Annotated in this window: 19 protein-coding genes; 11 read left to right on the top strand and 8 right to left on the bottom strand. The window is 60.3% G+C overall.

All coding sequences use genetic code 11. From position 1 onward, the window contains the following. Window positions 1-75: 75 nt before the first annotated feature. Window positions 76-771, top strand: coding sequence for a uracil-DNA glycosylase (ung, locus tag CAF74_RS18410; RefSeq protein ID WP_085605867.1), 696 nt, complete (start codon window positions 76-78; stop codon window positions 769-771). Window positions 772-930: 159 nt separating this feature from the next. After that, window positions 931-1,368 carry a hypothetical protein gene (locus CAF74_RS18405; RefSeq protein ID WP_085747228.1) on the top strand — a complete coding sequence of 146 codons (438 nt, stop codon included), beginning with the start codon at window positions 931-933 and terminating at the stop codon, window positions 1,366-1,368. Window positions 1,369-1,434: 66 nt separating this feature from the next. Here the strand turns inward: CAF74_RS18405 and CAF74_RS18400 are convergent, their stop codons facing one another. Genes CAF74_RS18400 through CAF74_RS18385 form a run of 4 tightly spaced genes read right to left on the bottom strand, consistent with a single transcriptional unit; the run spans window position 1,435 to window position 5,476 of the window. Then, on the bottom strand, window positions 1,435-2,475 hold the full coding sequence (locus CAF74_RS18400; RefSeq protein ID WP_085747227.1) for an AbrB family transcriptional regulator: 1,041 nt from the start codon (window positions 2,473-2,475) through the stop codon (window positions 1,435-1,437). Then, a complete protein-coding gene (locus tag CAF74_RS18395) occupies window positions 2,468-3,982 on the bottom strand; it encodes a tripartite tricarboxylate transporter permease (RefSeq protein ID WP_085747226.1) in 1,515 nt (504 codons plus the stop codon). The genes CAF74_RS18400 and CAF74_RS18395 overlap by 8 nt, the downstream gene beginning before the upstream one ends. 1 nt (window position 3,983) lies before the next feature. Next, on the bottom strand, window positions 3,984-4,442 hold the full coding sequence (locus tag CAF74_RS18390; protein WP_039772692.1) for a tripartite tricarboxylate transporter TctB family protein: 459 nt from the start codon (window positions 4,440-4,442) through the stop codon (window positions 3,984-3,986). A 56-nt stretch (window positions 4,443-4,498) separates the two neighbouring features. Further along, the gene (locus CAF74_RS18385) at window positions 4,499-5,476 is read right to left on the bottom strand and encodes a tripartite tricarboxylate transporter substrate binding protein (protein WP_039772690.1); all 978 of its coding nucleotides are present in this window, start codon (window positions 5,474-5,476) and stop codon (window positions 4,499-4,501) included. 450 nt (window positions 5,477-5,926) lie between these two features. Here CAF74_RS18385 and CAF74_RS18380 point away from each other — a divergent pair, with 450 nt between their 5' ends. Both CAF74_RS18380 and CAF74_RS18375 read left to right on the top strand, forming a co-directional pair. Continuing rightward, window positions 5,927-6,598, top strand: a complete 672-nt coding sequence (locus tag CAF74_RS18380) for a response regulator (protein WP_007957980.1) — start codon at window positions 5,927-5,929, stop codon at window positions 6,596-6,598. Then, a complete protein-coding gene (locus CAF74_RS18375; protein ID WP_011332897.1) occupies window positions 6,591-7,976 on the top strand; it encodes a sensor histidine kinase in 1,386 nt (461 codons plus the stop codon). Before CAF74_RS18380 ends, CAF74_RS18375 begins: the two co-directional genes overlap by 8 nt. Here the strand turns inward: CAF74_RS18375 and CAF74_RS18370 are convergent, their stop codons facing one another. Continuing rightward, window positions 7,977-8,798, bottom strand: a complete 822-nt coding sequence (locus CAF74_RS18370; RefSeq protein WP_039772686.1) for an HDOD domain-containing protein — start codon at window positions 8,796-8,798, stop codon at window positions 7,977-7,979. A gap of 35 nt (window positions 8,799-8,833) precedes the next feature. Next, window positions 8,834-9,775, bottom strand: a complete 942-nt coding sequence (locus tag CAF74_RS18365; RefSeq protein ID WP_085747225.1) for a folate-binding protein YgfZ — start codon at window positions 9,773-9,775, stop codon at window positions 8,834-8,836. A 149-nt stretch (window positions 9,776-9,924) separates the two neighbouring features. Here CAF74_RS18365 and CAF74_RS18360 point away from each other — a divergent pair, with 149 nt between their 5' ends. Then, window positions 9,925-10,179 (top strand): succinate dehydrogenase assembly factor 2, encoded by a 255-nt coding sequence (locus CAF74_RS18360; RefSeq protein WP_007957989.1) that lies wholly within the window; start codon window positions 9,925-9,927, stop codon window positions 10,177-10,179. Beyond that, on the top strand, window positions 10,163-10,615 hold the full coding sequence (locus CAF74_RS18355; protein ID WP_085747224.1) for a protein YgfX: 453 nt from the start codon (window positions 10,163-10,165) through the stop codon (window positions 10,613-10,615). Before CAF74_RS18360 ends, CAF74_RS18355 begins: the two co-directional genes overlap by 17 nt. Here the strand turns inward: CAF74_RS18355 and nadB are convergent. Next, window positions 10,584-12,200: an L-aspartate oxidase gene (gene nadB / locus CAF74_RS18350; RefSeq protein ID WP_007957994.1), complete on the bottom strand. Its 1,617-nt coding sequence runs from the start codon at window positions 12,198-12,200 to the stop codon at window positions 10,584-10,586. The genes CAF74_RS18355 and nadB overlap by 32 nt on opposite strands. Before the next feature lie 558 nt (window positions 12,201-12,758). Here nadB and rpoE point away from each other — a divergent pair. The 4 genes from rpoE to CAF74_RS18330 all read left to right on the top strand — a co-directional run bounded on the left by rpoE (window position 12,759) and on the right by CAF74_RS18330 (window position 16,585). Continuing rightward, entirely contained in the window at window positions 12,759-13,340 is a 582-nt protein-coding gene (gene rpoE, locus CAF74_RS18345) for an RNA polymerase sigma factor RpoE (RefSeq protein ID WP_003172477.1), read from the top strand. Between the two features lie 31 nt (window positions 13,341-13,371). Next, entirely contained in the window at window positions 13,372-13,959 is a 588-nt protein-coding gene (locus CAF74_RS18340; protein WP_085747223.1) for a sigma-E factor negative regulatory protein, read from the top strand. An 8-nt stretch (window positions 13,960-13,967) separates the two neighbouring features. Then, entirely contained in the window at window positions 13,968-14,930 is a 963-nt protein-coding gene (locus CAF74_RS18335) for a MucB/RseB C-terminal domain-containing protein (protein WP_085747222.1), read from the top strand. Between the two features lie 206 nt (window positions 14,931-15,136). Beyond that, the gene (locus CAF74_RS18330) at window positions 15,137-16,585 is read left to right on the top strand and encodes a DegQ family serine endoprotease (RefSeq protein ID WP_085747221.1); all 1,449 of its coding nucleotides are present in this window, start codon (window positions 15,137-15,139) and stop codon (window positions 16,583-16,585) included. 78 nt (window positions 16,586-16,663) lie between these two features. On the opposite strand, the gene CAF74_RS18325 is transcribed toward CAF74_RS18330, so the two are convergent. Further along, the gene (locus CAF74_RS18325; protein WP_011332906.1) at window positions 16,664-18,097 is read right to left on the bottom strand and encodes a M48 family metalloprotease; all 1,434 of its coding nucleotides are present in this window, start codon (window positions 18,095-18,097) and stop codon (window positions 16,664-16,666) included. A 97-nt stretch (window positions 18,098-18,194) separates the two neighbouring features. On the opposite strand from CAF74_RS18325, the gene CAF74_RS18320 reads away from it, so the two are divergent. Continuing rightward, the gene (locus CAF74_RS18320; protein ID WP_007958011.1) at window positions 18,195-18,434 is read left to right on the top strand and encodes a sulfurtransferase TusA family protein; all 240 of its coding nucleotides are present in this window, start codon (window positions 18,195-18,197) and stop codon (window positions 18,432-18,434) included. Window positions 18,435-18,446 lie beyond the last annotated feature (12 nt).

Below are 18,446 nucleotides of genomic sequence, written 5' to 3'. Positions count from 1 at the left end.
GATCTGCGTCAGATCAATTGACAAGCGTGGTCGGCTTTCCTAGGGTTCGCCCCATTGTTTTTGCCGGGTATGACCATGACTGCTGACGACCGTATCAAACTCGAACCGAGCTGGAAGGAGGCACTGCGTGCCGAATTCGACCAGCCCTACATGGCAGAGTTGCGCACTTTTCTGCAGCAGGAGCGGGCGGCCGGCAAGGAAATCTATCCGCCGGGCCCGATGATCTTCAATGCGCTGAACTCGACGCCGCTGGACAAGGTGAAAGTGGTCATCCTCGGCCAGGATCCGTACCACGGCCCGGGCCAGGCTCATGGCTTGTGCTTCTCGGTGCAACCGGGCGTGCCGGCGCCGCCGTCGCTGGTCAACATCTATAAAGAGCTGAAGCGCGACCTGAACATCGACATCCCCAACCACGGCTACTTGCAGAGCTGGGCCGATCAGGGCGTGTTGATGCTCAACACCACCATGACCGTCGAACGCGCCAATGCCAACGCGCACAAGGACAAGGGCTGGCAGTTCTTTACGGACCGGATCATTGAGGTGGTCAGCCAGCAGCAACCGCATCTGGTGTTCATGCTTTGGGGCGCTCATGCGCAGAGCAAACAGAAGCTGATCGACGCCACCAAGCATCTGGTGCTGACGTCGGTACATCCGTCGCCGCTGTCGGCCTATCGTGGCTTTCTCGGTTGCGGGCACTTCAGCCGCACCAACAAATTCCTGGAGCAGAACGGCGAAGCGCCGATCGAATGGCGCCTGCCGTCGGTTGTTTAATTAATCTTCTGAAGTCTCTCGGGTGGTGAGAGCCGCCCGTCGGATTGCTTCATCGACCTGTTATTTCTGACAGTAGATATAAAAGCGAAACCCGCGTTTAGTTATGCAGTCGGCGTCCACAGTCGAGTGCGCTGTTAAACATTGGAGCGGGAGATCGTCATGACAGATTTGAGAATCAAGGATGTAAAGTCCTTTCCGAAGGCGTCGGGAAGTCTTTTTGCAAGAACTACGCGGTTTGATTCAAATGACCCACGAAACGTTATCGACACTCAAGATGTTTTTCTCCACGATGACGACAACTATTTCGCTGCAGGTGGTCGTATCGATACCGATGGATATTTTACGTCGCTTATTTTTAAGCTTCCAAAAGGCCTCGCGAGTGGCAAGCACGCTCTCGGGCCCGGCAGTATTGACGTAGATTTCTTCGTTGATGTGGGTAATGGCGAAGAGTACTACCGAGCGATTGGTGGAGAGATTACGCTCACTGAAGTCGTCGAAGGTACCCGTTATAAAGCCTCGGAGTTTCGATTGACAGGCCGCATCGGCGCGTCTGGTAAAACGGTAGAAGTGATGATGGGGAAATTCGATATTTCCTGATTGGGCTAAGAATACGCTTCAAGTCATGTTCCTCCGGTCTTGAAGCGTATTGGGCGTCTACATGACTTACGGACATTCCCCGTTTCTATTCCAATACTTGAACAACGGTTCCGCCAGAAACAACACGAACAACAACCGCATCACCTGCATCGCCGTCACCAGCGGCACCGACAGTTGCAGGGTTTCCGCCGTCAGGCTCATCTCGGCGATCCCACCGGGCATCATGCCCAGGGTCAGAGAACGCAGATCCAGATGCGTCATTGCGCTCAGCCCCAACGCCGCCAGGGTCGCGATCAACATGGTCAGCGCCGTGCCGATCAACGTGCGTCCCATGAACGATGGTGCGCGGCGGAAGAACTGCCGGTTGAAGTGGCAACCCAGGCCGCTGCCGATCAACCACTGGCCAATCTGACTGCCGCCATTGGGCAAACCGATGTGCAGATCCCAGCCGATGCTCACCGCCGCGCTGACCAGCAGCGGGCCGAACAGCCATGGGTTGGGTTGACGCAGGCGTTGCCAGATCCAGGCGAGCAGGCCACCCGCCGGAAAAAGAATCGCCAGCCAGCGCCAATCGACGCTGCCGGCGTGTGAAATCGGGGTGCCGTCACCCAGCAGATACTTGAACGCCGCCGGAACACACAACACCACCACCAGCACCCGTAGACTCTGCCCGGCCGCGACATGGCTGAGCAGCGCGCCGTTGCGGGCGCCGAGGTTGACCATCTCGCCGGAGCCGCCGGGCATGCTGGAGAAAAATGCCGTGGCGCGATCCTCGCCGGTGCGGCGCATCAGCCACACGCCGACCACCGCCGAGAGGCTGGTGACCAGTGCGCCGAAGAAGATCAGGCCGAAGTGGCCGAGTACCTGCTCCATCACCAGCGGGGTGAAGTGCAGGCCGATACCGATGCCGACGATCCACTGGCCGCACTTGCGGCCGCCAGGGATTTCTGTCAATTGCCACGGGGTCAGGCAGCGCACCAGGATGATCGCCAGCAACGAGCCGACCATCCACGGCAGCGGCCAGCCGATCTGGCTGGCGATGAAACCGCCAAGCAGACCGACCAGCGGGGTTCCCCACCAGGTTTTGAGGGAGAGCCGATCAGACATCGGCAACGGCGCGTTGCGCGGCCGAGCGTTTGCGCCAGATGCGCAGCAGCGGCATCAGCAACATGATCGCGGTCAGCACCCAGACGCCGAAGGTGATCGGGCTCGACCAGAGAATCTCCAGCGCACCGTTGGAAATCGACAGCGCCCGGCGCAGGTTCTGCTCCATCAGGCCGCCGAGGATGAACCCCAGCAGGACTGGCGACAGCGGGAAATCCAGTTTGCGCAGGATGTAGCCGAAGATGCCGATGCCGACCATCAGGAACAGGTCGAATGTGGTCGCGTGTACGGCGTACACACCGATCCCGGTGATGATCGCGATCACCGGCACCAGAGCCCAGTTCGGCACGGCGAGGATACGGGTGAAGATGCGGATCATCGGGATGTTCAGGATCACCAGCATGATGTTGGCGATGAACAGCGAAGCGATCAGGCCCCAGACGATGTCCGGCTGTTGCTGGAACAGCAGCGGGCCGGGAGTGATGTTGTACAGCGACAGGGCGCCGATCATCACCGCCGTGGTGCCCGAACCCGGAACGCCGAGGGTCAGCATCGGCACCAGCGCGCCGCAAGCGGAGGCACCGATGGCGGTTTCCGGTGCGGCGAGGCCGCGGGCGTCGCCCTGACCAAACTTGCCGCTGGCGCCGGCGATGCGTTTCTCGGTCATGTAGGCCACGGCGCTGGCCAGGGTCGCGCCGGCACCCGGCAACACGCCCATGATGAAACCGAGCAGGCCGCAACGGATGTTCACCACGAACACCGACGCCGCTTCCTTGAAGTTGAACATCATCCGCCCGGTGGCTTTCACCGCTTCCTGGCCGCGATGGGTTTTCTCCAGCAGCAGAAGGATTTCGCTGATCGAGAACAGGCCCAGTACCAGCACCACGAACTGAATGCCGTCAGTCAGGTGAATGTTGTCGCCGGTGAAACGGTAAACGCCGCTGTTGGCGTCGATGCCGACGCTGGACAGGAACAGACCGATCAACGCCGCGATAAAGGTTTTCACCGGTCGGTCACCGGCCATGCCGCCGAGACAGACAATCGCGAACACCATCAACACGAAGTATTCCGCCGGCCCGAAGGCAATCGCCCATTTCGCTAGTAGCGGGGCGAACAGCACCATGCCGCAGGTGGCGATGAAGGCGCCGATGAACGAACTCCACGCCGACAACGACAACGCCACACCGGCCAGGCCTTTGCGGGCCATCGGGTAACCGTCGAGGGTGGTCATCACGGTGGAGGCTTCGCCCGGAATGTTCAGCAGGATCGAGCTGATCCGGCCGCCGTATTCGCAGCCCAGATAGACCGCCGCCAGCAGGATCAGTGCCGATTCCGGCGGCAGCCCGAGGGCGAACGCGATCGGGATCAGCAACGCCACACCATTGATCGGGCCCAGGCCCGGCAACAAGCCGACCACGGTGCCGATCAACGTGCCGGTCAGGGCCGTGACCAGGTTGTACGGACTCAGCGCGACGCCGAAGCCCTGACCCAAATAACCGAGAGTATCCATATCAGTTCTCCAGAACGTCGAGCAGGCCGAGGGGCAGCGGTACGTCCATCACGCGGTCGAACAACACGTACAAACCAATCGCCATCAGCGTCGTGACAATGACGCTGGGCACCCAGCGCCCGCCGTACAGGCGCGCCATCGGAATGCCGATCAGAATGCTGCTGAGGATGAAGCCCAGCGGTTCGAACAAACCGGCGAACACCAGCAGCAGGGCGACGCAGATCGCGATCTTGGTCAGGGTTTCGCGATCCAGCGGCGGTTCGTCCTCGCTGTGTTTGATCGGCGCCGGGCGGAACACCATGTACAGCAGCGCCAGGCCCATCAGGCCGAGCATCAGCAATGGAAACGCCCGAGGGCCCACCGGTTCGTAGGAAAAAGCCGCCTGATACGGCCACGCCATCAGTGCCAGGCCGGCACAGGCCAGCAACAGCACCGAGGCAAAAATGCGTTGAATAAGCATGAGGGAACTCCTGCCATGGCCCCGGCGAGAGGGCCATGGACGCTAGACAGAGACGATCACTGAATCAGGCCGAACTCTTTGGCCAGCACCTTGTAGTCCGCCACCTGTTTCTTGACGTAGGTGTCCAGCTCGGGACCGGTCATGGCGAACGGGAACAGTTCACGCTGATCGCGCAGCTTGGCGAAGTCGTCGGAGGCCAGCAGTTTGTCGAAGGAGTCTTTCCACCAGGCGTAGTCTTCATCGCTGACTTTCGGCCCGAGGTAGAAACCGCGCACCACCGGCCAGACGATGTCGTAGCCTTGTTCGCGCGCGGTAGGAATGTCCTTCATTTCCGGCTCGTCCAGGCGTTTCTCGGCAAACACGGCCAGCAGGCGCATGTCACCGCTCTGGATATGCGGCATGGAGTCGGAAATGTCGGTACTACCGACCTGGATATGACCGCCAAGCAGGGCGGTGGCGATCTCGCCGCCCCCTTCGAGGGCGACGTAGCGCAGGTCGCGCGGGTTGATCCCGGCGGCTTTGGCGATCAGCGCAGTCTGCATCCAGTCCTGGCTGCCGACGGTACCGCCGGAGCCAATGACCACGGAACTCGGATCTTTCTTCAGCGCCTGCACGAGATCATCGAGGGTTTTGTAGGGCGAATCGCTTTTCACCGCGATGGCGCCGTAGCTGGTGCCGACCGCTGCCAGCCAGCGCACGTTGGTTTCATCGAACCGACCGAACTTGCCCTGAGCCAGGTTGAGCAGCGAGCCGCTGGACCACGCCACCAGCGTGCCGGCATCGGCGGGACGCTGCGCCACGACGGCGTTGTACGCCACCGCGCCGACACCGCCGGGCATGTAGGTCACGCGCATCGGTTTGGTCAGCAGTTTTTCGTTGACCAGCGCGCTTTGCGCCAGTTTGCAGGTCAGGTCGAAACCGCCGCCGGGGGAGGCGGGGGCGATGCATTCCGGACGTTTAGGTTCGGCCATCAGTTGGCCGGCGAACAGCACGCAACCGGCGGCGAGAGCGAAACGGCGCAGGGATCGGTTCATGAGTGTCTCCACGGGAGTTGTTGTTTTTGGGGATGTTTCAGGTGCGGCGGTTTCGCGCGCGCAGGCTAACAGGCTCAGACCCGGATGGGTTGAACGCCGCGCAGCCGACGATGGCGCTGACAAGCGAAAACGGGGAAATTCGAGAGGAAGAATGAAACGGGTCAACCTGAAGCTGTGTGGACAGCATGGTGCAGTACCTCGTTATTGTTCTTATTGGCGAAAACGCATCGAGGCGTTTTTCGAGAGCTACGTTTTGAAGCTACGGTGCAAGTACAGGCAAAACGGCGAAGGTCGGCAGTTGGGACCTTCGGTGAAACGACTCTAACGGCCCAACCTTTCGCTAACCTTTCAGTATTCTTTCGCGTGTTTTCGGGCTTCACAGTGGCGGTTGCGGCTGTAAACTCCGCCGCAAAGAATGGCGTCGGCCATCCCTGAATGAGGTAGAGATCCATGCGTGTCCTGCTCGTCGAAGACCATTTGCCGCTGGCCGAAAGCGTCGCCCAGGCGCTCAAGAGCACCGGTCTGACCGTGGACGTCTTGCACGATGGCGTGGCTGCCGATCTGGCCCTGGGCAGCGAGGAATACGCGGTGGCGATCCTCGATGTCGGCCTGCCGCGCATGGACGGTTTTGAAGTGCTGGCGCGCCTGCGGGCCCGGGGCAAGAACCTGCCGGTGCTGATGCTGACGGCTCGCAGCGACGTCAAGGATCGGGTTCATGGGCTCAATCTTGGGGCCGACGATTATCTGGCCAAACCGTTCGAACTCACCGAACTCGAAGCGCGGGTCAAGGCGTTGCTGCGCCGAAGTGTTTTGGGCGGCGAACGCCAGCAGCGTTGCGGTGTGCTGGCCTATGACCTCGACACTCGGCGCTTCACCCTCGGCGATGAATTGCTGACGCTGACCTCTCGCGAACAGGCCGTGCTTGAAGCGCTGATTGCCCGTCCGGGTCGGGTGATGAGCAAGGAGCAACTGGCTGCGCAGGTGTTCGGTCTCGACGAAGAGGCCAGCCCGGATGCCATCGAAATCTACGTGCACCGCCTGCGCAAGAAACTCGACGGCCATTCAGTGGCCATCGTGACTTTCCGCGGTCTGGGTTATCTGCTGGAAAGCCGCGATGCATAAGCCCAGCAGCCTGCGCTGGCGGTTGCTGTGGAACCTCGCGCTGTTGCTGGTGGTGTTGATGCTCGCCAGCGGATTGAGCGCGTACTGGAATGGTCGCGAAGCTGCCGACACCGCCTACGACCGCACGCTGCTGGCGTCGGCTCGGACCATCGCCGCCGGTCTGTCGCAGCGCGATGGCAGTCTCAGTGCCGACGTGCCTTATGTGGCGCTGGATACCTTTGCCTACGACAGTGCGGGGCGCATCTATTACCAGGTCAACGACATCAACCAGAAGTTGATTTCCGGCTACGAAAACCTGCCGGGCCCGCCGCCGGGCACCCCGAGAACCGACAGCTATCCCGCCCTCGCGCGCTTTTACGACGCGAAATATCAGGGGCAGAACGTACGTGTGGTGAGTCTGCTCAAGGCAGTGAGCGAGCCGAACATGAACGGCATGGCGGAAATCCGCGTCGCCGAAACCGACGAGGCGCGTGTCAGCATGGCTCGTAGTCTGGCGGCCGACACCTTGCTGCGGCTCGGGATGCTGGCGATTGGCGCGTTGTTGCTGGTGTGGTTTGCGGTGAGTGCGGCGCTGCGGCCGATCGAGCGTTTGCGCACGGCAGTGGAAGAGCGTCAGCCCGATGACCTGCGGCCGTTGCCGCTGGTCGAGGTGCAACACGAGTTGTGGCCGCTGGTGCGGGCGCTCAATCACTTTACCGAACGCCTGCGCGGGCAATTCGAGCGGCAGGCGCAATTCATCGCCGATGCGGCCCATGAACTGCGCACGCCACTGGCGGCGCTCAAGGCGCGACTTGAACTGGGCTTGCGCTCAAACGAGCCGCAGACCTGGCGCGACACGCTGGAGTCCTCGGCGCAAAGCACGGATCGCCTGACCCATCTGGCCAACCAGTTGTTGTCGCTGGCGCGGGTGGAAAACGGCGCCCGGGCGATCGCCGAGGGCGGGGCGCAGTTGCTCGATCTGAGTCAGTTGGCGCGGGAACTGGGCATGGCCATGGCACCGCTGGCTCATGCTCGCGGCGTTGCCTTGGCGCTGGAAGCGGACGAGCCGGTCTGGCTGCGTGGCGAACCGACATTGCTCAACGAGTTGCTGAGCAATCTGGTGGACAACGCGCTGGCGCACACGCCGCCGGGCGGCAACGTGATTCTGCGGGTCACGGCGCCGGCGGTGCTGGAGGTTGAAGACGATGGGCCGGGCATTCCGCTGGAAGAGCGGGATCGGGTGTTCGAACGTTTTTACCGGCGCAACCAGCAGGTGGCCGGTTCCGGGCTGGGGTTGGCGATTGTCGGGGAAATCTGCCGCGCGCATCTGGCGCAGATCAGTCTGCACGATGGCGAGCAGGCAGGTTTGAAAGTGCGGGTGAGTTTTGTCGCCGGTTGATCAGTAGAACATCGACCGCGATTCTTCCAGATCGGCGCACAGCGCCTTGTTTTCCGGATCGATGCCAAGCTTGCGGAATGCCGGCACGCTGAACGGATCGATGCGGGCCAGCGGATGGTCGGTGTCCTTGTGGCAATACAGGCTGGCCACTTGCACGATGTCGACGTAATCGATCTGCTGCGATTCGCGCTTGAGGTCCTGATACAGCCCCGGCAGCTCCACCAGACGCTCCGGAAACTCCCAGACCCGCAGCAGCTTGTCGCCGAGCAACGGATGAATGTGGTCGATCACATGGTTGAGGCTGACCGGATCGGACAGCAATTCGTAGTGGTCTTCGGCATAGGTCAGGATCGGCAGCACGCCGATCTGATGAACCAGTCCACCGAGCGCGGCCTGATCGGGCTTGAGCTGGGTGTAACGGCGGCACAGGGCGTAGCTGACGCCGGCGATTTCCAGACTCTTGCGCCAGACTTCGCGCATCTTCTGTTCGACCACATCCGAGCGGGCGTGGAAGATCTGCTCCATCACCAGGCCGATCGCCAGGTTGCTGCTGTAATTGACGCCAAGCCGGGTGATGGCGGTGTGCAGGTCGGTAACTTCCTGGGTCGCGCGCAGCAGCGGGCTGTTGACCACTTTGATCAGGCGCGCCGACAGCGCCGTGTCGCGGCCGATCACTTTGCTCAGGTCGCTGACGCTGATGTCCGGATCTTCAGCGGCCTTGCGAATCTGCAAGGCCACTTCCGGTAACGTTGGCAGAACCAGGTCATCGTTATCGATGGCCTCAACCAAATCCTGTTGGACCTTATCCGCCAGCTCACTCATGTCGTTTCTCTAGGATGTTGCAACAAATGCTGCGATCAGCGCTGGATTTCGCGGTCGCGATCCAGTTCGTAAGGCAGGTCGAGCAAGTGCAGCGCCGGACCTTCGGCCGTGCCCAGATGCAAATCGCCTGCGTCGGCAGCTTCGGCCTGCAACACCGCCAGCAGTTCAATATTCTTTTCGGCACGGGCGGCCAGCACCACTTCGCCGATGGAGCTGCCGTGGCTCGGGGCGAACAGCGGGGTGCCCGGCTCCGGCAATTCACTGGCGTCCAGTTGCACGCGGTACAGGCGACGCTTGAGCTTGCCCAGATACTGCATGCGCGCGACGATTTCCTGGCCGGTGTAGCAGCCTTTCTTGAAGCTCACGCCGCCGACGGCTTGCAGGTTGAGCATCTGCGGGATGAACAGCTCGCGGGTGCTCGGCATGACCTGACCGATGCCGGCGCGGATCTGGCCCAGCAGCCACTGATTGAGTTCGCCTTCGATCAATTGTGCGGACAGCTTGCCTTTGATGCCGTCGGCCTGATCGGCAGGCACCCAGAGTTCGGCACGGTTCGGGGAGACGCGAATCGCGATCAGCCCTTCGTGGCGAGCCACGCTGTCGGTATTCGCCGGCAGTTCCAGACCCAGGCTGCTCAGGGCAGCATCGCCATGATCCAGACCGAAGCGCACCCAGGAGGCGCTTTCGTCGGTCAGTTTCGATTTGGAGAACACCGCGTACTTTTTCAGATCCGCCAGTTGCGGCTCCAGCAGCTCGCCGGCCATCGCCAGCAGTACGCCATCGCCTTCAAGCACGATGCGGAAACTCGACTGCATCCGGCCTTTCTGCGTGCAACGGGCACCAAGGCTGGCCTGGGTATCACTCAGGTAATTGATGTTGCAGGTCAGCTGGCCTTGCAGGAATTTGCCGGCATCCGCGCCGCGAACCGCGAGAACGCCTTCATGAGAGAGGGTGCAGAAAAAAGCAGAATCGGCCATGGGTCATCGCAGGGTAAATAGACTGGGGCACATCATAAGGGGGCGGTGTTGAAATGGGTAGTTGATAAAGGATCGGTGGTGCCCGACCAAAGCCGACTGTTCGGCCCGCTTCGGGCCTGTATACTTGCGGCCTATTTGAGGAGGGCTCCATGGTCGAACAAGTTGAACTGAATCGCCTCTTTTGGCACAGCCGTCGCGGCATGCTTGAGCTTGACGTGTTGCTGGTGCCGTTCGTGAAAGAGGTCTACGCCAATCTGAACGAGGTGGATCGCGCGCTGTATGTCCGCCTGCTCGAGTGCGAGGATCAGGACATGTTCGGCTGGTTCATGGAGCGCAGCGAATCGGAAGATCCCGAACTGCAACGCATGGTTCGCATGATTCTGGATCGTGTCCAGCCCAAGTAACACGTTTGAATGCCGCTGGCATGCCTCACGGCAGTTGCTGGCGGCGTATCTTCTGGCCCAGGCATTCGCGCTGGGTTCTCTGTTTCTGTTATCGATTCCATTCTGGGTCGGGTCGCTCGGGGTTTTCGCGTGTCTCGCCCATGCTGCCTGGGTGTTGCCGCGGCACATCCTGCTGAGTCATCCCAAGGCATTCTGCGGATTGCGCCGGGACGCCGATGGCTGGCAACTGTGGAACCGGGCCGATAGCTGGCAAGCGGTGCAATTGCGCCCGGACAGTCTGGCGCTGCCACTGATCGTGGTGCTGCGCTTTCGATTGCGCGGTGAGTGGCGGGTCAGGTCGATCTGCGTGCCCCGGGATTCGCAGGCGGCGGATCTGCACCGACGCCTGCGGGTACGCCTCAAGTTCAGCCGACGTAGGTGGGCGGCACCAGAATAGTGTCGAGTGCTTCGGGCAGCAGGTCCGGGTAGTCGAGGGTGTAATGCAGACCACGGCTTTCCTTGCGCTCCATGGCCGAGCGGATCATCAGTTCCGCTACCTGCGCCAGGTTGCGCAGCTCGATCAGGTCACGGCTGACTTTATAGTTGCTGTAGAACTCGTCGATTTCGTCCAGCAGCAAACGCACGCGATGCTGGGCCCGTTGCAGGCGCTTGTTGGTGCGCACGATGCCCACGTAGTCCCACATGAAGCGCCGCAATTCGTCCCAGTTGTGGGCGATTATCACGTCTTCATCGGAGTCGGTCACCTGGCTGGCATCCCAGGCGGGCAGGGCGCGCGGGATCGCGACGTCGGGCAGTTGCTCGAGAATGTCCGCCGCCGCCGATCGGGCGTAGACGAAGCATTCGAGCAGCGAGTTGCTGGCCATGCGGTTGGCGCCGTGCAGGCCGGTGAAGCTGGTTTCGCCGATGGCGTACAAACCGGGCACGTCGGTGCGGCCCTGTTGATCGACCATCACGCCGCCGCAGGTGTAATGCGCCGCCGGCACGACCGGGATCGGTTGCTTGGTGATGTCGATGCCGAATCCGAGGCAGCGCTCGTAGACGGTCGGGAAGTGCGATTTGATGAAGGCTTCGGGTTTGTGGCTGATATCGAGGTAGACGCAGTCGACACCCAGACGCTTCATTTCGTGGTCGATGGCGCGGGCGACGATGTCCCGTGGCGCCAGTTCTGCACGTGAGTCGAAGCGCTGCATGAAGCGTTCGCCGTTCGGCAGCTTCAAATGGGCGCCTTCACCGCGCAGGGCTTCGGTTACCAGAAAGCTCTTGGCTTGCGGGTGATAGAGGCAGGTGGGGTGGAACTGGTTGAACTCCAGGTTCGCAACCCGGCAGCCCGAACGCCACGCCATGGCGATGCCATCACCGCAGGCACCGTCGGGGTTGCTTGTATAGAGATAGACTTTGGCAGCGCCGCCGGACGCCAGGATCACGAAGCGTGCCCCGAAGGTATCGACTTCCCCGGTTTTGCGGTTGAGCACGTAGGCGCCCAGGCAGCGTTCGCCTTCCAGCCCCAGCCGACGCTCGGTGATCAGATCGACCGCTACCCGCTGTTCGAGCAATTCGATGTTCGGGCGTTCTTTGGCCTGGGCCAGCAGGGTTGTGAAGATCGCAGCGCCAGTGGCATCGGCGGCGTGGATAATCCGTCGATGGCTGTGGCCGCCTTCGCGGGTGAGGTGGAATTCAAAGCCGCCATCTTCTGTGCCGGACTGTTCGTCACGAGTGAAGGGCACGCCCTGGTCGATCAGCCACTGGATCGCTTCCTTGCTGTGCTCGACGGTGAAACGCACGGCGTCTTCATGGCACAGGCCGCCGCCGGCATTCAGGGTGTCATCGACGTGGGATTCGACGGTGTCGGTATCATCCAGCACGGCCGCGACGCCACCCTGGGCCCAATAGGTCGAGCCGTTGGCGAGGTCGCCTTTGCTCAGTACGGCGATGCGCAAGTGACCGGGCAGGGTCAGCGCGAGACTCAAACCGGCAGCGCCGCTGCCAATCACCAGAACATCGTGTTGAAACTGTTGGCTCATTTCAGGATTCCGCTCAAAGCGACCCGGGTCGGGGTTGGCGCAGGACAGGCGGATGGGCGAGTCGAGACAGCCACACAGCCCACTAGTATATAGAGGGGTGGGGCGGCACAATAGCCGGGCCGATATGGCATTGTGAAACTACCGTGACGGAGAAATACCGACGCTTTGTCGGATGTTTTTTTCAGCGGTTTTGGGAAAAAGCGACTGTATCGCAGATGAAACACGCTTTTTCCGCTCACGGTTGCACAATGTCGGCGCGGCACGTCTATAAATATTTGGAACTTTTGCCAATGGCCCAAGATCAATAGACAGTTGCCCGAAACAAGGGACAGTGTCGGCTTCAATGCGGAACCTGCGGTTGGGTTCTTGCCGGCGAGCCGATGACAAGATTATTCGCGCAGCCGGTTCATCCCGCGCTGCGTTTTTCGTGCGTGCCAAATCAGAGCCCGCAGGAAACTTGCTTGGAGGGGGAGAACTTTTGCGAAAAGCCCGAGTCTATGTTTGCAAGTCCGGTCGTTTGGTCATGCAAGCCTCCTCTGAGTTTATCGAGGAGTGTTCATGCTAACCCAGGAAGAGGATCAGCAGCTGGTCGAACGCGTTCAGCGTGGCGACAAGCGAGCTTTCGATCTGTTGGTGCTGAAGTATCAGCACAAAATTCTCGGGTTGATCGTGCGTTTTGTGCACGACACCCATGAAGCCCAGGACGTCGCACAAGAAGCCTTTATCAAGGCGTATCGAGCGCTTGGAAATTTCCGCGGCGACAGTGCGTTTTATACGTGGCTGTACCGCATCGCCATTAACACGGCGAAGAACTATCTGGTTTCACGCGGCCGTCGGCCGCCGGATAGCGATGTAAGTTCCGAGGATGCAGAGTTCTACGATGGCGATCACGGCCTGAAAGATCTCGAGTCTCCTGAACGTGCATTGCTGCGGGATGAGATCGAAGGCACCGTCCATCGAACCATTCAGCAGCTGCCAGAGGATTTGCGCACGGCGTTAACTTTGCGCGAATTCGATGGTCTGAGTTACGAGGACATCGCGAGCGTCATGCAATGTCCGGTTGGTACCGTGCGCTCCCGGATTTTCCGCGCCCGGGAGGCCATCGATAAAGCCCTGCAACCGTTGTTGCAGGAAAACTAAAGACAGCGGCGACAGCCAAGAGAGGAACGCCATGAGTCGTGAAGCCCTGCAGGAATCGCTGTCCGCAGTGATGGATAACGAAGCGGACGAACTGGAATTGCGTCGAGTGCTCAATGCACTGGACGACGTTGAAACCCGTGAAACCTGGGCTCGTTACCAGATCGCTCGGGCAGCCATGCACAAGGATCTGTTGCTTCCACGTCTGGATCTCGCTGCGGCGGTTTCAGCTGCGCTGGAAGACGAAGCGACCCCTGCCAAAGTGACACGCGGCCCATGGCGCAGCCTCGGTCGTCTGGCTGTAGCCGCTTCGGTGACCGTTGCTGTACTGGCAGGTGTTCGTCTGTACAACCAGGACGAAATCGCCGGCGTCGAACTCGCTCAGCAATCCAATCAGCCAGTGCTGGCTACCCCTCAGGTCAAAGGCCCGGCGGTATTGGCAGGCTATAATGAGAGTTCGGAAGCTACTGGCCCAATGGCCAATGGCGTACTGCAAGGTCAGCCAGGCTGGCACGATCAGCGTCTGCCAGGTTACCTGCGTCAACATGCTCAACAGGCTGCCTTGAAAGGCACCGAGAGCGCGCTGCCATATGCACGTGCAGCAAGCCTGGAAAACCGTTAAGGGGGATCATGCGCGCCATACCTCTACTTTCGCTTCTGCTCAGCGGCTGGTTCATTGTTCCAGCCCACGCCGACGAGGCTCAGGATTGGTTGACCCGCCTGGGCCAGGCCGAGCAGCAGCAAAGCTTTCACGGCACATTCGTTTACGAGCGTAACGGTAGCTTTTCTACCCACAACATCTGGCATCGCGTCCAGAATGGCCAGGTCCGAGAGCGTTTGCTTCAGCTCGACGGTTCGGCTCAGGAAGTCGTGCGCATTGATGGACATACTCAATGCGTCAGCGGCACTCTGATTGCGGGGCTTGGGGATTCTCCCAGTTCCGCCGCTCGCCCTCTCGATCCTCAAAAGCTGAAGAACTGGTATGAGCTTGCCGTCATTGGCAAGTCGCGCGTGGCCGGGCGTGAAGCGGTGATCGTATCGCTGACGCCACGAGATCAGCACCGCTACGGTTTCGAACTGCATCTGGACAAGGAAACAGGCCTGCCGCTCAAGTCGCTGCTGTTGAACGACAAGGGGCAGTTGCTTGAGAGATTCCAGTTTACGCGGCTGGATACCTCTGAAGTCCCATCCGATAAAGACCTGCAAGCCAACTCCGATTGCAAGACAGTCACGCTCGACAGCGACAAGGCGTCTGCGGTCAAGACCGCACAGGTCTGGCGTTCCGACTGGCTGCCTCCTGGCTTTGAACTCACCAGCAGTTCCTCGCACAAGGATCCGGAAACCAAGACCCAGGTCAACAGCCTGATGTATGACGATGGTCTTGCCCGCTTCTCCGTCTTTCTCGAGCCGCTGAACGGCGCAACCGTCACCGATACCCGGACTCAACTGGGCCCGACCGTTGCCGTATCCCGCCGTCTGACAACGCCTCAAGGCGAAATGATGGTGACGGTGGTTGGCGAGATTCCAATCGGGACCGCCGAACGGATTGCCCTGTCGATGCGCAATGATGGCGCTGCAACCAGCAAGCAGTGAGCTGATTCCAGCTATCTCCACTTCGTCGTCGAGACGTGAAATGTTTGCTGAGCATTTTCATTTGCAAAACACCCGAAAATTTTTTATAGGTCAGAGCCTCTCGGCTCTGGCCTTGTTTGTTGTTCCCGGAACAAAAATGCCGGCCTGTGGTTTCCGGTGTTCCTTGCTCCATATCGCTTAACCCTGCTCGTCGTAACGGGAGCTGTATGTCGATACCAAGCTTGAAGTCTTATCTCTCCATTTTCGCCACTGTGCTGGTGCTCGGTCAGGCTGTTCCTGCAGTCCAGGCGGCTGAAGCGGCCAGTCCGGCCAACCTGCCTGATTTCACCCAACTGGTCGAACAGGCCTCGCCTGCGGTGGTGAACATCAGTACCACGCAAAAGCTGCCGGATCGCAAAGTGAACCAGCAAATGCCTGACCTGGAAGGCTTGCCACCGATGCTGCGCGAGTTCTTCGAGCGGGGCATGCCGCCGCAACAGCGTTCTCCGCGTGGTGATCGTCAGCGCGAAGCGCAATCGTTGGGTTCGGGCTTCATCATTTCGCCAGATGGCTACATCCTGACCAACAACCACGTGATCGCCGATGCCGATGAAATTCTCGTTCGTCTGGCTGATCGCAGTGAAATGAAGGCCAAGTTGATCGGCACCGACCCACGCTCCGACGTGGCGCTGCTGAAAATCGAAGGCAAGGATCTGCCAGTGCTGAAACTCGGCAAATCCCAAGACCTGAAAGCCGGTCAATGGGTGGTCGCAATCGGTTCGCCATTCGGCTTTGACCACACCGTGACCCAAGGCATCGTCAGTGCCGTCGGCCGCAGTCTGCCGAACGAAAACTACGTGCCATTCATCCAGACCGACGTGCCGATCAACCCGGGTAACTCCGGTGGCCCACTGTTCAACCTGAACGGTGAAGTGGTTGGGATCAACTCGCAGATCTATACCCGTTCCGGTGGCTTCATGGGCGTGTCGTTCGCCATTCCGATCGACGTGGCCATGGACGTTTCAAATCAGCTGAAAAGCGGCGGCAAAGTCAGCCGTGGCTGGTTGGGCGTCGTCATCCAGGAAGTGAACAAGGATCTGGCCGAGTCGTTCGGTCTGGATAAACCGGCCGGTGCGCTGGTTGCACAGATTCAGGATGATGGCCCGGCTGCCAAGGGCGGCCTGCAAGTGGGTGACGTGATCCTGAGCATGAACGGTCAACCGATCGTCATGTCCGCTGACCTGCCACATCTGGTGGGTGCTTTGAAGGCTGGCGCCAAAGCCAATCTCGAAGTGATTCGCGACGGCAAGCGCAAGAATGTCGAGCTGACTGTCGGCGCCATTCCGGATGAAGACAAGGAACTGGATGCCCTGCCGAAATCCGGTGCCGAGACCAACAGCAATCGTCTGGGTGTATCGGTTGCCGAGCTGAGCGCCGAGCAGAAGAAAACCTACGACCTGAAGGGCGGTGTGGTGATCAAGGAAGTGCAGGACGGTCCTGCGGCCCTGATCGGTCTGCAACCGGGCGACATCATCACGCACTTGAACAACCAGGCAATTGGTTCTTCGAAGGAGTTTGCCGAGATCGCCAAGGCGCTGCCGAAGAACCGTTCGGTGTCGATGCGCGTTCTGCGTCAGGGCCGTGCCAGCTTCATCACCTTCAAACTGGCTGAATGATCCAGTTATCAAAGAAGTAAAAAAAACCGCCTCGAAAGAGGCGGTTTTTTTGTGTCCGGAATTTGTCGCGGCGCGGGCTTAACCCATCATGTCCTTGACCATGCGCTCCTGCTCCATCAGTTCGCGCTGGCGGGCATCGATGCGTGAGGACAGCGGGAAGTTGCTGCCTGCCTTGCGCTTGGCGAAGTCCAGTTGCTGGATGGCCTGGCGGTAATCGCCGACCAGCGCGAAATATTCGGCACGGGCCTGATGCAGGCCAATGATGTTGCCGGACAGTCCGCGTGTTTCTGCAACCTGATACCAGACGTCCGGATCGTCCGGACGCGATTTCAACAAACCTTCCAGCGCCTTCTCCGCATCGGCGGTTCGGTTCTGTTTCAGCAGCAGATCGACGCGCACCTGATTCAGCGGGTAATTGCCGGGGTACTGACTGAGCATCCGGTCGACCCGTGACTGGGCATCGGCCAACTTATTGTTGGTGATGTCCAGATCGACCTGCGCCAGGTTGTAGATGATCTCGTTCGGCGATTTCTCCAGCAGTTGCTTGAGATTCTCCCGTGCTTCGTTCAACTGACCGCCCTTGATCTGGGCGATCGCCAGACCATAGCGAGCCACGTCGTTTTTAGGGTTCTCATCCAGTTGCGCGCGGAAGCGCTTGGCACCAAGGCCCGGTGTTTCTTCGTAGGTCAACTGCACCCGCGCGCGGATCAGTTGGTAGCGCTTGCTGTCTTCGATGCCGCCGGGTTTAGCCTGTTCGGCGCGGTTACGGGTGTCGGCGATCCGCGATTCGGTGACCGGGTGAGTCAGCAGGAATTCCGGTGGCTTGGCGTCGAAACGATACTGGCGCATCAAACGCTCGAACATGGTCGGCATCGAGCGCGGATCGTAGCCTGCCTTCTCCAGATTGAGGATGCCGATGCGGTCGGCTTCCTGCTCGTTCTGGCGCGAGAAGCGCCGTTGCTCCTGGATCGCCGCCGCCTGAGTGCCGGCAATCGCTGCAATGCCGGCATCGCCTGCGCCTGCCGCAGCGATCACGATGCCGGCCAGCAGCGCCGCCATCATCGGCACCTGCATCCGCTGCGAAGCCTCGACGCCTCGGGCGAAGTGGCGTTGGGACAAGTGAGCCAGTTCGTGAGCCAGTACCGAGGCATATTCGCCCTCGGTCTGCGCATTGAGGAACAAACCGCCGTTGACCCCGACAATCCCGCCCGGCGCCGCAAAGGCGTTGAGCTGCGGGCTGTTGATCAGGATGAATTCCAGGCGTCGGTCATTGACCTGGCTGGTTTCCACCAGCTTATAGACGCTGGACTCAACGTAGTCCTTGAGCTGTGGATCGTTGAGCTGCGAAACCTGGCTGCGCAGCAAGGCCAGCCAGGCGCGACCCAGTTGATATTCCTGTTGTGGCGAGACGATGGCAGAGCTGGCGTCACCGAGTGACGGCAGGTCGTCGGCGAAGCCCGGTGAGGCGAGCAGGCAAGCGAGCGTCAGCAGGGTAGGGCGCAGAAATGTCATGCACAAAGCCTTAGTCGACAAAGACCTTACTGTAGCCGGACACCGGGCCTGCGACCAGATATTCTAGGCAGCCTGACCACCTGATCCGGAGTGACGCATGACCGACGCTGTAGCCCATGACTGTGAACTGGACGCCAGTGGCCTGAATTGTCCGTTGCCGTTGCTCAAGGCCAAGATGGAGCTGAACAAGCTGCCCAGTGGCGCGGTACTCAAGGTGATTGCCACGGATGCCGGCTCGCAGCGCGACTTTCGCACCTTTGCCAAGTTGGCCGGTCATACGCTGCTGCGTGAAGAAGACGAGGCGGGTGTCTACCGTTACTGGCTGAAAAAAGCCTGAAACCGATCGCGT

Source organism: Pseudomonas sp. R45(2017) (assembly GCF_002112305.1).
GTDB lineage: Bacteria > Pseudomonadota > Gammaproteobacteria > Pseudomonadales > Pseudomonadaceae > Aquipseudomonas > Aquipseudomonas paraglycinae.
The sequence above is the reverse complement of the archived record's forward strand: the minus strand, read 5'-3'. Positions and strand labels throughout refer to the sequence as shown.